The 15,274-nt window shown below is 42.1% G+C and carries 12 protein-coding genes; 9 read left to right on the forward strand and 3 right to left on the reverse strand.

All coding sequences use genetic code 11. The features are described 5' to 3' along the window. Window positions 1–297: 297 nt before the first annotated feature. The 4 genes from AOC03_RS08690 to AOC03_RS12550 all read left to right on the forward strand — a co-directional run bounded on the left by AOC03_RS08690 (window position 298) and on the right by AOC03_RS12550 (window position 2,528). The gene (locus AOC03_RS08690; RefSeq protein ID WP_062535135.1) at window positions 298–810 is read left to right on the forward strand and encodes an META domain-containing protein; all 513 of its coding nucleotides are present in this window, start codon (window positions 298–300) and stop codon (window positions 808–810) included. A 319-nt stretch (window positions 811–1,129) separates the two neighbouring features. Continuing rightward, window positions 1,130–2,101 (forward strand): PD40 domain-containing protein, encoded by a 972-nt coding sequence (locus AOC03_RS08695; protein ID WP_062535137.1) that lies wholly within the window; start codon window positions 1,130–1,132, stop codon window positions 2,099–2,101. Between the two features lie 46 nt (window positions 2,102–2,147). Then, the gene (locus AOC03_RS12545) at window positions 2,148–2,318 is read left to right on the forward strand and encodes a DUF2256 domain-containing protein (protein ID WP_084785818.1); all 171 of its coding nucleotides are present in this window, start codon (window positions 2,148–2,150) and stop codon (window positions 2,316–2,318) included. A 45-nt stretch (window positions 2,319–2,363) separates the two neighbouring features. Next, on the forward strand, window positions 2,364–2,528 hold the full coding sequence (locus AOC03_RS12550; protein ID WP_084785819.1) for a DUF2256 domain-containing protein: 165 nt from the start codon (window positions 2,364–2,366) through the stop codon (window positions 2,526–2,528). A 285-nt stretch (window positions 2,529–2,813) separates the two neighbouring features. On the opposite strand, the gene AOC03_RS08705 is transcribed toward AOC03_RS12550, so the two are convergent. Together AOC03_RS08705 and metH are read right to left on the reverse strand one after the other, a co-directional pair. After that, the gene (locus tag AOC03_RS08705) at window positions 2,814–3,464 is read right to left on the reverse strand and encodes a DUF2974 domain-containing protein (RefSeq protein ID WP_062535142.1); all 651 of its coding nucleotides are present in this window, start codon (window positions 3,462–3,464) and stop codon (window positions 2,814–2,816) included. Window positions 3,465–4,091: 627 nt separating this feature from the next. After that, the gene (gene metH, locus AOC03_RS08710; RefSeq protein ID WP_062535144.1) at window positions 4,092–7,886 is read right to left on the reverse strand and encodes a methionine synthase; all 3,795 of its coding nucleotides are present in this window, start codon (window positions 7,884–7,886) and stop codon (window positions 4,092–4,094) included. 551 nt (window positions 7,887–8,437) lie between these two features. Here metH and AOC03_RS08715 point away from each other — a divergent pair. Then, window positions 8,438–9,007 carry a fasciclin domain-containing protein gene (locus AOC03_RS08715; protein WP_227514219.1) on the forward strand — a complete coding sequence of 190 codons (570 nt, stop codon included), beginning with the start codon at window positions 8,438–8,440 and terminating at the stop codon, window positions 9,005–9,007. Window positions 9,008–9,291: 284 nt separating this feature from the next. Then, window positions 9,292–9,903: a fasciclin domain-containing protein gene (locus AOC03_RS08720; RefSeq protein ID WP_062535146.1), complete on the forward strand. Its 612-nt coding sequence runs from the start codon at window positions 9,292–9,294 to the stop codon at window positions 9,901–9,903. Window positions 9,904–10,158: 255 nt separating this feature from the next. Here the strand turns inward: AOC03_RS08720 and AOC03_RS08725 are convergent, their stop codons facing one another. Next, a complete protein-coding gene (locus tag AOC03_RS08725; RefSeq protein ID WP_062535148.1) occupies window positions 10,159–11,709 on the reverse strand; it encodes an alanine/glycine:cation symporter family protein in 1,551 nt (516 codons plus the stop codon). Between the two features lie 860 nt (window positions 11,710–12,569). Between AOC03_RS08725 and AOC03_RS08730 the strand changes: the two genes are divergently transcribed. The 3 genes from AOC03_RS08730 to AOC03_RS08740 all read left to right on the forward strand — a co-directional run bounded on the left by AOC03_RS08730 (window position 12,570) and on the right by AOC03_RS08740 (window position 15,255). After that, entirely contained in the window at window positions 12,570–13,187 is a 618-nt protein-coding gene (locus AOC03_RS08730) for a LemA family protein (protein WP_062535150.1), read from the forward strand. Between the two features lie 182 nt (window positions 13,188–13,369). Further along, window positions 13,370–14,572, forward strand: coding sequence for a TPM domain-containing protein (locus AOC03_RS08735; RefSeq protein ID WP_062535152.1), 1,203 nt, complete (start codon window positions 13,370–13,372; stop codon window positions 14,570–14,572). Between the two features lie 152 nt (window positions 14,573–14,724). Next, entirely contained in the window at window positions 14,725–15,255 is a 531-nt protein-coding gene (locus tag AOC03_RS08740; RefSeq protein ID WP_062535156.1) for a TPM domain-containing protein, read from the forward strand. The last annotated feature ends 19 nt before the right edge of the window (window positions 15,256–15,274 follow it).

Consider the following 15,274-nt stretch of genomic DNA (forward strand, 5'->3'; position numbering starts at 1 on the left):
CTTAACAGTTAAAAATAATAATAAATAAAACAAGAAAAAAGTCGAATAATAAAAAGAATACTAACAACCCTCATTATCATAGCAACATAAGTCATTTATAATAAGCTATGCATAATTTTGATTCAATTATATGTAGATATGCTCTTAGATATAATGGGCGAAATACCGGTATCTAAAGTAACAGTATCTAAAAGTAACAATATCTATAAATTTTCAAAAGCAGCATTTTAAGATGATAGTCATTTAAGAAAAATACCATAATAACTGATATTTAAATTAACCCTTTTAGGAGCAACTATGAAAAACATGACTAAAGTAATGATGGCAAGTGTACTAGCAGTAGGTACGTTGGCTGCCGGTTGTCAGACTACCACGACCCCACAAACGCCTACCACGCCTGCGCCTACACAAGCCGTTACTACTAGCACGCTAGAAGCTTTTAACTGGCAATTGGTTGATGCCACGCGTACCAATGGTCAAAAAGTATCGCAATTGTTCTTTAATCCAGCGAAACCTTTAACCTTAAACTTCATGAATGTGAACGGCGAACATCGCGTTGCGTTTATGAATACCTGTAATAATATGGGCGCAGGTTATAGCATCGTAAATGGCAATGTCCAAATCGAGAACGGTATCAGCACCATGATGGCATGTCCTGAACCACAAGCCAGCTTTGATACCGCGACGCTAGCCACAGTTCAAGGTAAATACAGCATCAGCAAAAATGCCAATAACGTACCGATGTTAACGATTACTAATGCTAACCAAGTAGCGAACTTTAAAGCCGTATCTAAGCAAGTGATTCAATAAGTAGCTTATTTACGAATAAGTACCGTTTATAGCGGTCATGCTAAAAAAGCCTCACAATGTAGTGGGGCTTTTTTGTGCGCGGTATTTTTTATAGATACTATTTTTATAGACATATTTTTATAAACAATAATTTTGCAGATAAGGTTTAGTAAACTGTAGTGTTAGTCAGCACCAATGCTACTTTATTAAAAAGCGTGTGGCTAATTACGCTACACTAGCAGCATCAAAACTATGGTTCTTAAAACTCTGGTTTATCAGCGATTCATGGACGTATTAGCCATGAACTGGCGCATTGTCCTTTTTAATTGAGTTTTATTTTATGATGATTACCACTATCTATAAAGGCGTTATTATTACCGCGCTAATGGGTACGTTTAGCGTTTTAACGGCTTGTAGTACCTTGCCAATGCAGAATACCGATAATACCAGTGCGATAGCGACCAATCCGCTAACCGCAGCTATGCCACAAATTGATCGTCAAGGTCGTATCGCCTATGTTGAGGAACAAGGATTAGGTGCCGCAAAAATATCCTCGTTATATAGTATTCGTCCTGATGGCAGTGACCGCCAGCTATTAGACCAGCTCAATGGCTATATCTATGCGCCCGCGTGGTCAGCCGATGGCACGCAGTTGGCATATAGCAAACAGGCGCAGCGCCAGCCACCCAAAATATATGTCTATGACACGCGCACCCATGCCCAGACGCTTGTCGTTGGTGGCAAGGGCAGTCATTTGTCAGCGGCATTTTCACCAGACGGGCAAAAGCTGCTATATAGCTCGACAGCGAGCGGTAACGCTGATATCTATGAGCTGCGTTTAAGTGATGGTAACAGCAGCCAACTGACGACGGTTCCCAGTACTGAAGTGCAGCCAAGTTATGCGCCTGATGGACAAAGCTTTGTCTATGTCAGTGATAAAAGCCGCGCCGGTCGTCCGCGCATTTATCGTTATAACTTTGCTAGCAAGAAATCTCAGCTAATCGCAACCAGTGGCTACGCGGCAAGTCCGCAGCTCAGTTTAGACGGTCAGCGCATGGCTTATCTGAACGGTCGGCAAGCAGCCGTCATGACCTTGGCAACTGGGCAAGTGCTCAATCTTGGCGAGACTGGACTGGACGAGCCTGCGCGTCTATCGCCAAGTGGTAGCTATGCCGTATATCCAATGCAAAATGCACAACATAGCGGGCAAAAGGGTAGTAGCCTTGTGATTCGCGCGCTTTCAGGCGGCACAAGTTACACAATCAGCAGTAAATCGGGCGGACTAGCGCGCTCGCCAGTATGGGGACGTTAAGCAATGAGTAGTAAACCTTTAATCATCAATAAATAGGCTAAATAGTATGGCGCACAAAAAAAAGAACGTCCGCAAAAAAGAATGTCCTATCTGCCAACGCGAGTTTAGCTGGAGTAAGAAGTTGGATAAAAACTGGGAAAGTATGGTCTATTGCTCCGACCAGTGTCGCCGCGTAAAAAAATATGAAGGATTGGATCACCAAAAAGAAGATAAATAGGCATTAATAGACAGATATAAATATACGGGAACATGGGAGCAGACGATGGCACATAAAAAAGTAAATCTACCGCAAAAAATCTGCCCCATGTGCCTGCGTCCATTTACGTGGCGTAAAAAGTGGGAAAAGGATTGGAAGCAGGTGATTTATTGTTCGGAGAAGTGTCGGCGGGGGAAAAATATTACAAAGGAAAGTGAGATACCTTTTTAATATTAATTGTAATTAAAATTCATTTAGATGCAATAAACCCTTTAAATATAAAAATATTTCTATAGATATATATTTATATTTTAGTATTATCTTCATTACAGTTTTTTTCCAAAGTTTTTCGCAATTCAGGATCAACAAGGCTTCCTGATAGTAATAATCCTTTAGCCAAACGAGTACTTTGGTGATTATGAAGTCCAGCTCTCTTTTGAAAGTTATATTTAAGAAACCTGATGTTCTTTCTGTCTCCAAATATAGCCCAGCGCCAAGGAAATATGGCATTACCAACTATTCTATTCTATTGGGCTCACCTTCTTCATAAATTACTACTCTGTTGTCAGTCTCCTTTATCTTTTTGCTATGGTAACGAGGTGAGGAGTTAAATCCTATAGCTTTTATTTCATCAAATTGATATGAGGCGTATAGTGCTAGACCACCACCTAATGAATGACCAGTTGTTTTAAAAGGAATACCTTTACTTATATAATAATTTGACAAATATTCTATATGAGGATTTGCATATTCATACTGTTTATTTGATACGTTTCCATATGTCCAGTCTATTAACTCAGCAGTACCTTGGAATACAATTACTGCCTCAACAACTTTTTGATCAACAATTTTTTCATATAATTGGTAATCAAGTCCACTTGTGTCTGAATGTCTTCGAACTTCTTTCCAGTTGTTAGGTAAAACAAATTTATAGCGCTCATCTCTATATGCATTATTACTTAACATTGCATAAATTGCATACTCAGCTGCAAGCACCTTATATTTATACTTTACATCTTGTAAATTTAAATTAGTAGCATTACAAGCATTGACTAGCTCTTCAATAGTCAATTTTTCAAGATTGATGGGTTGTATAGTTTTAGTTTGATTAATGGAGGCGCAAGCGCTTAAAGAAAGACATATTATTAATAAAGATAGTTTTTTCATTATGATTCCTTAAATAATATTTAAGTATTAATATCAATGGCTTAGTAATCATAAATCTTTATTTTAGATATAAATAAGCGACTGACCACATAAATTTATATGGGTAGTTTATAAATTTTATTATACTTTTAATCCTAACTTAGCATCAAAATATACTGTGATTAGTCTAAGAGTAACTACCAATATTTTTAGTAGTTAATATTAAAATTTCTAATTTAATTAACACTCCTCTAGCTCGGCGGTAATTCATTAATCTGTACATCATCATAAGCTTAAATTAATAATGATTGCAAACAAAAGTTAAATTTACTATTTAGGGATATTAGTTTAGTTATCTTAATGAAAATTTTATGCGTGAGAAAAAAATTAGTAAATGAAAAAATAAAATGAAACCGTCTAATCAGAGTAAATAAAATACCCCGTCTATGCGTTGCAATTCAGCTAGTAGGAAAAGTATGTAATAGACTGACAGTAAGTTGTTTATTTTTAAGAATACTGTTGGGGAAGGGGTTTAATGAATAGAGAAACGATAAAAAATACAAATAAAAAGCCAAATATCGATGACTGATATTTGGCTTTCAAGTAATTATAATGTTCACATGTTATATGATAATCTAAATTAATAAACTACAAATTCGGATTTAACCACTTCTCAGCAGTCTTCATATCCCAACCTTTACGCTCAGCATAACTTTCTAACTGATCAGTGCTGATTTTACCGACGTTAAAGTAGACACTGTCAGGATGCGAGTAATAAAATCCGCTGACCGAAGAAGCGGGCCACATCGCATAGCTTTCGGTCAAGGTCGTACCAATCGCATCGCCCGTGCCAAGCCATTCGAATAATTTGCCTTTTTCCGTGTGTTCAGGGCAAGCCGGATAGCCGGGAGCAGGGCGGATACCGATGTATTTTTCTTTGATGAGCTCGTCATTGTCGAGGGTTTCTTCTGGTAAATAGCCCCAATATTCTTTACGAATGCGCTTATGTAGATGCTCAGCAAACGCTTCTGCTAAGCGATCAGACAAGGCTTGTGCCATGATGGCATTATAGTCATCGCCACTGGCTTTGTAGTCTTCCGCGAGTTTTTCTGTGCCGACGATTGAAACAGTAAAGCCGCCTAAGTAATCGGTGTGCGTGTCCGATGGTGAGATGAAGTCTGCCAAGCTAAAGTTCGGCGTGCCACTGGCTTTGTCACTTTGTTGACGTAAGTGCTCAAACTGATATTCTGCTGTGCCGCCATCTGTCGGTGCTTTGTCATAGACGGTGACGGTATCTGCGCCAGTACGTTTGGCAGGTGCGATTTTAAATACGCCTTTTGCCACGATTAACTTCTCATCAATCATCTTTTGGAGCATATCTTCGGCATTTTGAAATAAGTCACGCGCTGCTTCACCAACCACGTCATCGGTTAGGATTTGTGGGTATTTACCCGCCAAACCCCACGAGATAAAGAACGGTGTCCAGTCGATATACGGAATAAGGTCATGAATAGGGTAATCGTCAAAGATGATTTGTCCTAATTGATTCGGCGTTGGCGGTACATAATTATCCCAATCATATTGGAAGCCAATCTCGATAGATTCAGCGTAAGAGAGTTTGGCGGCTTTCGGTTGGCGTTTGGCAAGACGTTCACGCACTTTAATATATTCCGCGCGGGTTTCATCAATTAAGCCCTGACGATGCTCTTTCGATAATAATTTGGTCACTACACCGACTGCGCGTGAGGCATCAGCTACGTAAATGACACCATCGTTTTGGTATTGCGGTTCGACTTTAACGGCAGTATGCGCTTTTGAAGTAGTAGCACCGCCAATCATGAGTGGCAAAGTCATGCCGCGCTCTTGCATTTGCTTGGCGACATAGACCATTTCATCAAGGCTTGGGGTAATGAGTCCTGATAAGCCAATAATATCGACTTTTTCAGCAATGGCGGTATCAAGGATTTTTTCACACGGAACCATCACGCCCAAATCGACAATATCGTATCCATTACAGCCAAGTACCACGCCGACGATATTTTTGCCGATATCATGGACATCACCTTTTACCGTTGCCATCAGGATTTTACCTTTGGTTTCACCTTCGACTTTTTCTGCTTCGATATATGGGTTGAGCCAAGCGACTGATTGCTTCATGACACGTGCGGATTTGACCACTTGTGGTAAGAACATTTTACCGGCACCAAATAAGTCGCCGACAATATTCATACCGTCCATGAGTGGTCCTTCGATGACTTCAAGTGGTTTCGGATATTTCTCCCACGCTTCTTTGGTGTCGGCTTCTATAAAGGTGGTGATACCTTTAACTAAAGCATGCGCAATACGCTCTTCAACGGTACCTTCACGCCACGTTAAATCGACGGTGCTGTCTTTTTTCTTGCCGCCATCTTGATAGTTTTCAGCGATGGTCATTAGCCGTTCAGTAGCATCTTGTCCCGTCTCGCCTTGGTTGCGGTTGAGCATCACATCTTCGATAGCGTCGCGCGCTTCTTTTGGGATGTCATCATACAGCTCAAGCATAGCAGGGTTAACGATACCCATGGTTAAGCCATTTTGAATCGCATGATAAAGGAAGACGGAGTTAATGGCTTCACGAATTGGGTTACCACGGAAACTAAACGACACGTTAGAGACACCGCCCGATACCATGGCATTTGGCAAGTTCTCGGTAATCCATTTGGTCGCGTTGATAAAATCGGCACCATAATTGTTGTGCTCGGTAATACCAGTGGCGACCGCAAAGATATTTGGGTCAAAGATAATATCTTCAGAAGGAAAGCCCACTTCGTCGACCAACACATCATAGCTACGTTTACAAATCTGAGTTTTACGCTCAAAAGTGTCCGCTTGTCCATCTTCATCAAATGCCATGACGATAATAGCAGCACCGTAACGCATGCATAGCTTTGCACGCTCGACGAATTCGGCATGACCTTCTTTTAACGAGATAGAATTGACGACACACTTGCCTTGGGTACGTTTAAGCCCTTCTTCGATAATGTCCCATTTCGATGAATCAAGCATTAACGGTACACGGCTGATATCAGGCTCGCCCGATACCAAGTTGACGAAGTGAATCATCGCTTGCTTGGAGTCAAGCATTCCTTCGTCCATGTTGATATCGACGATTTGTGCGCCGCCTTCGACTTGGTCACGGGCGACATCGAGCGCTTCGGTATAGGCTTCGGTTTTAATCAAACGTAAGAACTTCTTAGAACCCGTGACGTTGGTACGTTCACCGACGTTTACGAATAGACTATCTTTGTTGATGGTAAATGGCTCAAGTCCTGATAAGCGGCAAGCAGGCGCAATCTCAGGAATCACGCGCGGTGGGTAATTTGCGACCATATTAGCGATTTGGCGGATATGCTCAGGCGTCGTACCGCAGCAGCCGCCAACGATATTTAAAATACCCGCTTTAGCAAAACCTTCTAGCAGCGCCGTGGTTTCCTCAGCAGTTTCATCGTATTCGCCAAATTCGTTTGGCAATCCAGCATTTGGATGCGCAGACACATACATATTGGCAATATTCGATAGCGTTTGAATATGTGGTCTAAGGGCATCAGCACCTAGCGCACAGTTAAAGCCAACGGATAACGGTTTGGCATGACGAATCGAGTTATAAAACGCCTCTGCTGTTTGTCCTGATAAAGTTCGACCTGAAGCATCGGTAATCGTACCCGAAATCATAATTGGCAATTCAAAACCGATATCATCAAACACGCCCGTCACCGCAAAGATTGCTGCTTTCGCATTTAGCGTATCAAAGATGGTTTCAATAAGAATAATATCAACGCCACCTTCTATTAATGCTAGCGTTGACTCGCGATAGTTCAGCATCAGCTCATCAAAGGTGATGTTACGAAATGCCGGGTCATTGACATCAGGTGACAGCGAACAGGTACGCGAGGTGGGACCTAAAACACCCGCAACAAAGCGCGGCTTTTCGGGCGTCTTCGCGGTGAATTCATCAGCAGCTTCGCGCGCAATCTTAGCCGCCGTTTTATTCAGCTCAGGCACGAGGTACTGCATATCATAGTCAGCCATTGACAGCCGCGTACCATTAAAGCTATTGGTTTCGATAATATCAGCGCCCGATTCCAAATGCGCCAAATGAATCTCTTTAATCATATGCGGCTGAGATAATACTAATAAATCATTATTGCCGCGCACATCTTGCGTAATATTGGCAAAACGCTCACCACGATAGTCTGCCTCTTGCAGCTTATAATTCTGAATATGGGTGCCCATCGCACCATCTAGCATCAATATCCGTGCTGCCATCTGCTCCGTAATACGCGTGCGCGCGGTCAGCTGCTGCGCTTTATACGGGAACACTTCAGGGGGCGTTAATATGAAATCAGTAGGATTTGCATTTGGATTGCTAGAATCAGGAGTATGAGCAGAAGTTGTTGAAGTCATAGGAAAGCTACTTATCTTGTTAATTTTATAGAATGGGAATGAGGCAATCATCAAAGAGATTGAAAAGAAAAAGAGTTCAGTTCTGAATATTTTAGCATGAAAAAGCCCGCGCTCGTGCTCATGTCAGTATTCATCATCAGTAATATGCCGTTATTAAATTTGCCAAAATGTGACTTCTCTAAAAGGCTATTAAAGCGATAAGATAAAGTTTACTATTGGTTAACAAATGTTTTTTATTTAAAACGTAGAATGGAATCGCAAATCTAATGATAAAAATTCAATTATTTGTTTAGAAAGTAGGCAAAAATTACACGAGCATCACAAAAAGTAGCGTAATAGTAAATTGCTATAGTCTATTTATATGTTAATTTACATTCATAAGGTTTGCGCTTTTGTAAGGATTGCTAATAAATATTTAGTAACATTTATCTAAGTGCTTTTTGTTCGGTGCTCTACTGATGGGCTACCTCTAGGACAAGAGAAACTGACTTGTTAAGTAGTAAGCATGTAAGACAACACTCTGGAATTACTTCATTCTTAAGGATATCACTATGAAACTTACCAAAATGAAACTGACCAAACTTGCGACTGTTGGAGCACTTGCTATCTCACTCGCAGGTCTAAGTGCCTGTAACAACATGATGCCACAAAAAAGTGTAGCAACGAAAGCACCTATGCATAGCCAATCTATGGCAAAAATGAACGTGGTACAAATTGCCCAAAGTAATGCTGATTTTTCATTATTGGTCGAAGCCGTACAAGCCGCGGGATTAGCGGGCGCGCTATCTAATCCTAATGCGCACTTTACCGTGTTTGCGCCAACGAACGCGGCGTTTATGCAGGTACTACAAGAGACAGGCATGAGCAAAGCACAGCTATTTTCTAACAAGCCACTACTGACCAAAATCTTAGGCTATCACGTTATTAATGGGGCGATGCCAGTTTATGCCAAAGATGTTAAGCCTGGTAATATCACCATGCTGAGCAACGATACCTTGATGGTGACCACACAAGGTAAACTCATGGATGAAAATGGTCGCACCGCCAATATATTAAAGACCGATATTGCGGCTACTAATGGTGTAGTACACGTGATTGATAAAGTATTGCTACCAAAATAAGCTGTAATTAAAGAGTAAGATGTAGTATATCTTAATATAGTGCAGCAATTACTAAAAGCGTCTGATGGTTACTGCAAGATATGCAGATCGGATGCATGACATGACTGCTAAATTGCTGATACCGGCTAACCTGTATTGGCAATTTCAGCATCTGAGTCATCATTCACTTTAGTAAATAGCTTACTATTGTTAACTAGCGTCTGTTAGCTAATGTCACTTGACGCTGACAACCTTTATCCCTTAAATAAACCGATTATTTAGTTAATCCCAACAGGAACGTAACCATGTTAAAAAAGACTTTATTACCTTTAGCTATCGCTATGGCAGCATTATCCTTAGCCGCTTGTAACGATAAAAAAGCAGCAGAACCAGTAGATGAAACGGTAACTGTTGTTGAACCAGAAGTTGCCGCTGAACCTCAAACTACGGCTGAAGCTACTCCTGCCGTTGATCCTATGGCTGAAACGGCTGCTACGCAAAGTATCGCTGAAATCGCAGCAGCAAATCCTGATCTGTCAATCTTGACAGCGGCACTAAAAGCGGCTGGTCTTGATACGATGATGATGGACGCAGGCACATATACGGTCTTTGCACCTACTGATGAAGCATTTGCTGCATTATTGACCAAACTGAACGTGACTAAAGAAGAGTTATTGGCAAATACCGATTTGCTGAAAAAAGTACTGCCGTATCACGTCGTTCCTATGGTCGTAAAAGCAGCTGATATTCCTTACGGTCAAGAAATCAAAACGGTAAACGGTCAGTCATTTACTATCAGTGATGCTAATGTTATCACTGACGCTAGCGGTGACACGGCTAATATCGTTGGTACTGACATTATGGCTACTAATGGCGTTGTCCACGTTATCGATACCGTACTGTTACCAAAAGAATAAGCTACTAAAAGAGTAAGTTTACTTGAATAAAATATAGTCATTAACCTTATCCAAAAGCTCAGCCACTCGCGCTGGGCTTTTTTGTGAGAGCAGGTTTTTGCAAATAGAGATGTCGCAAATAGAGATATTGCAACTTATAGTAGATTTTATAGAGTAATCAGCACATAAAAAAGCCCGTGACATCTGCCACGGGCTTTTTCAAATCAACTTAGCTTTATTAATCGTCTAAGCTATTAAATGTCTAAGCTTCAGAACTTACAGCTTAGGTTCTTTATGTAGAGAATCATGCTTAAGCGCTGCTTCCTCTCTTAGATGACGCTCTTCCCAATACGGTGCGTTTTTGATACCGAATTTAGCAGGATCAAAGGTATATTTTTTCACGCCAGCTTTACGCTGTGCTTCGTAGTCTTTGAGTATCGTTAAGGTTGGTTTTGCCACAAAGAAGATGACTAAGATACCAACGATATTGAGCCACGCCATCAGACCAACACCAATATCACCAATCGCCCAGATATAACCGGCTGAGTTTAAGCCACCATAGGCAACCATCGCCATAATCAAGATTTTAACTAAAAAGACACCTTTCTTATGAGCGCCACGGCTGATAAAGCGCGTGAGATAAGCCACGTTTACTTCAGCGATATAGTAGTAAGCCAAAATGGTGGTAAAGGCGAAGAAGAATACAGCAATCGCGATAAAGGTATTGCCATATACACCATAGACCGATTCCATCGCCATTTGGGTAAATGCTGGCGAGTTAATCTCAGTAGCAGCAGCAACGTTTTGGACGATAAACTGACCGTCAGGTAGTGTACCTTGAATGTTATACGTGCCCATCGTGATAATCATAAAGGCGGTAGCAGAACATACTAATAAGGTATCTACATAGACTGAAAATGCCTGTACCAAACCTTGCTGCGCAGGATGCTCAACTTCAGCGGCAGCAGCAGCGTGAGGACCTGTACCTTGACCGGCTTCGTTAGAGTAAATACCCCGTTTAACACCCCAACCGATTGCAGCACCAAAGCCTGCTTGTGCGGTAAAGGCGTCGCCAATGATGGTGCCAAATACTTGTGGAATCATCTCGTAGTTTGTAAACATGACGATTAAGGCAAGACCAATATAGCCAATAGCCATAAAGGGTACAGCGAACTCAGTAAAGGTTGCAATACGCTTAATACCACCAAAGATGATGATACCTAAGACCACTAGAATGATACCTAGAGCCAATAAACGCATAGAGCCAACTTCTAAGCCTGCGACATTCATCACAGTCCCTTCACCCATGACCTGCGCGAAGGCACTAATAACGCCATTCGCTTGCACACCGGGTAAGAACATACCGCAAGCTAAGATAGAAGCAACAGCGAAGACAATACCGTACCAGCGTTGACCCAGTGCGCGCTCAAAGTAATACGCAGGACCACCACGATATTCGCCAGTGACCACGTCTTTTTCTTTATAAATCTGAGCCAGTGTCGATTCGACATAAGCGGTAGATGCGCCTAAGAATGCCACAATCCACATCCAAAATACCGCACCGGGACCACCAAAGCCGATCGCTGCGGCGACCCCTGCGATGTTACCCATACCCACACGACCAGCTAATGATACTGCTAGCGCCTGAAACGACGAAATACCTTGGTCACTTGATTTACCTGAGAACAGTAATTTTATCATTTCACCAAACAAGCGCACTTGCACAAAGCGCGTCATGATGGAGTAAAAAAGACCTGCGCCTAAGCATAAATAAATCAGCGCTGGGCTCCAAATAATTCCATTTACTAAATTGACTAAACCTTCCATATCTATATTCCTCTAACTTTCTCAAAGTGGTGCGGTTAAGAGTTATTGGTTGGACATTAGCTATAATAAGCTAAAGACCATAAGCACTAAGTTGCACACTGAGTATGGATTGTAGTTGTCTGTAGTTATCCGCTTGACCTATCACCAACACCTCCACAATACGGTCAGTGTTGATAAAAAATTCGTTGCGGTCGCAATTCCTTTTGCCTTATTGGTTGCTGCAGTATGATAGCCTCACACAGTCAGAATAAAATAAATAACGAATAGTCCAGCGGATAAAACTGGCGATGATATAACTAAATATTAACCTATTTATAAACAACCGTTATGGGTTTTTTGTTTTGACAACAAAGTGGCATCAAATTCTTTATTAAATACAATCAGTTAACACGAGTGAAAAATAAGTCCACTACCAAATGTATTCAAACCATACGGCTACGTAACTGCAATTTGCCATAATTTTATGCTAATTACTAGGAATTTATTGAAATGCGCAGTGTTTAGTTTTTATTAAAAATCGACATATTATCAACGACCCAACTAATATAGTGTAATAGGCAGCTATTGCTGATGGAGAATCCTCTACGAATCAATGAGCTGCCCTTTAAATTCGCTCAGTTCACAATTCTGCTAAATAGTAGTGAACGACAGTATAATCAGGCTTTGCGGTTGTGTTTTGGTAACGGTCAATTGTAAAAGTTCAGCGATACCGCCATTATTAGCAGCATAGTTTTACACTACATATATCTATTTATAAGATTAACATTAGAAGTGGGCACTATCGCGACGACTATCGCAACAATGTTCACAAGCTATCCATTACCTAAAATTTATCCCATTTATTATTAGGAGACACCACGATGACGCGTCACTCTATCGTAAAACCGATATTACTATCAGTAGTTTTAGCAATCTCAACCGTCGGCTTAACTGGCTGTGGCTATAACAATCTACAGGCGCAAGACGAGCAAGTAACGGCTTCTTGGTCAGAGGTGGTCAATCAATACCAACGTCGAAGTGACTTGGTGCCAAACTTAGTCAAAGTCGTGCAGCAATACGCGGACCAAGAAAAAGACGTTTTCACCCAAGTGGCAGAAGCGCGTTCACGTGCCGGTGGCATTACAATAACGCCAGAAGTGCTGAACGATCCCCAAGCCATGGAGCGTTATGCAGAAGCGCAAGCGCAAATGGGCAGTGCCTTATCACGATTAATGGCAGTATCTGAGCGCTATCCTGAGCTAAAATCTGATAAATTATTCCAAGATTTGCAGGCGCAGTTAGAAGGTACAGAAAACCGAATCACTGTCGCCCGTAATCGCTATATCCAAGAAGTGCAAAGTTACAATACAACGGTGCGCCAATTCCCAACCAATATCACCGCGAAGGTCTTTGGTATGCAAGCTAAACCAAACTTTACGGTAGTCAATGAGAAAGAAATTTCTACTGCGCCAACTGTGGATTTTGGTGACAAAAAATAAAGCAGCGCCAGCTTAGTAAGCACTAATAATCCAAGTAGAGATTAATAGTTAAAGATGGGAAAGTAGGAAAGTGTTTTTTTATAAAGTATCTTGTTATAAGTTATCTTCTTATAAAAAATATCCCTATTAAGAAAGTATTGTTGCATAACCGCATGGATAGCACTTGAGGTGGTAAAGATCAGATGAATAATTCAAAAGCACTCATATCAGCATTACTGTTCACGCTTAGCGCATTCGGTGCCACAGCGCTGAATGCCGCGCCGAATGACATTGCTGTCGCTGCTGATGGCACCGCCTCTAACAGTGCTATAAATGGGCAGAATCGTAGCGTTGAGGACTTGGTTGCGCTTGCTAAGGCAGGCGAGGGCAATGAAGCGATTAATGATGCCGTGCTTGGTAATGACGCCGTTAGCGGTGCTGTACTGGGTAACGATGCGCTCAATCCTAATGTTGCTAATACAGCTAATAATAGTGCTGCTAATACGGCTGCAAAACCTGCAAATCTGCCACCGATTACATCCAGTGCTGCTAGCGTCGATGCGGATAAACTCATCTTGAATTCGCCTGTAGTAGATCAGGCTAATCTATTAAGTGCAGCGCATAAACAACGTCTCACTGAGCAGCTACAAAGTATCTATCGGCAAGGTTTGGCACAAGCGGCGTTAGTAATTGTACCGACAACGAACGGTCTTCCTATCTTTGACTATTCGCTAAAAGTGGCTGATAAATGGAAGCTTGGTAGCAAGGATGTTGACGATGGCTTGCTCATCGTTATGGCAGTTAATGACCGTACGATTTATATCTTGACCGGTTACGGACTAGAAGGCGTCCTGCCAGATGCGGCAGTCAACCGCATTATCCGTGAAGATATTACCCCTTATTTTAAACAAAACGACTATGCAGGAGGTCTATCGGCTGGTATCAGTAGCCTTGAGACGCGCTTGAATGCTGACCCTGAGGTGTTGGCACGCGCAGACGCACAAGCTGCTGAGCGCAGTAGCGCCCAACAAGGCTCAGATGACAGCCCGTCATCGATAGTATTGTTTATTATGGCTATGATATTTGGGCAGTTTATTACCAGTATCTTTGGGCGGGTCTTTGGTTCGGTCTTAACCGCAGGCGGTTTCGTTGCTGGCTCGTTAGCGTTGGGTGGTGGGTTCTTTATGACCATCATTATGGCGATATTTATCTGGCTATTTTTGATTGCCCGTGGTGGTGGCGGTGGTCGAGGTGGACGCGGCGGCGGTGGTGGGGGTATGGTCTTTTTACCGGGCTTAGGTGGCGGTAGTAGTGGCGGCGGCTTCGGCGGCGGTGGATTTGGAGGCGGTGGTTTCGGCGGAGGCGGCGGCGGCTTTGGTGGCGGCGGTGCAGGCGGCTCGTGGTAGTCGATTAAGTTCCTCTATTCTTGGTAATGACCGTTATTTTAATAAAAGCTATCATGATAATGACAGCCTTAATCAATAAAAAAAAATCGGCACTAATACTTTAACGCTTGCAAATTGACGCATAGTAATCGCGTATTTGAGGAAATAATATAATGGCAAAAGACAACTTACCCACATCACAGGCGAGCTTTGCGCGCTGGTGGCGTCAAGTCTTGTTTGTTCCGATGCTGCATAGCAAATGGCTGACACATGACGTCAGGGCGCGCTTGACCACGAAAGTCACGGCAGCAGAGCGTGGTCATCGCGGTGAGGTGTTTTTAATCATCGAAAACCATCTGCCGATTCATTCGGCATATCATATGAATTGTCATGAGCGTGCTATTGAATTATTCAGTGCCTATCGGGTATGGGATACGGAAGAAAATACAGGCGTGTTGGTGTACGTCAATATCTGTGAGCAGAATTTAGAGATTGTCGCCGATCGTGGTATCAGTGCCCACGTTAGCCCGACCGTATGGCGGGCGATGTGCGATAAGGCGATTGCGGGTCTTGCCAACCAAAAAGTCGAAGGCAGTCTGACTGATTTATTAGATGAGATAGGACAACTATTAAGCCAATATTATTATTTAGAACATGACCCTTCGGGAAATGAGCTGTCAGATACAGTGGTCTTTCTCAAGTAACGCAGTCTTTTTATTGAAA

The sequence above is a fragment of the Psychrobacter urativorans genome, from assembly GCF_001298525.1.
Lineage (GTDB): Bacteria > Pseudomonadota > Gammaproteobacteria > Pseudomonadales > Moraxellaceae > Psychrobacter > Psychrobacter urativorans_A.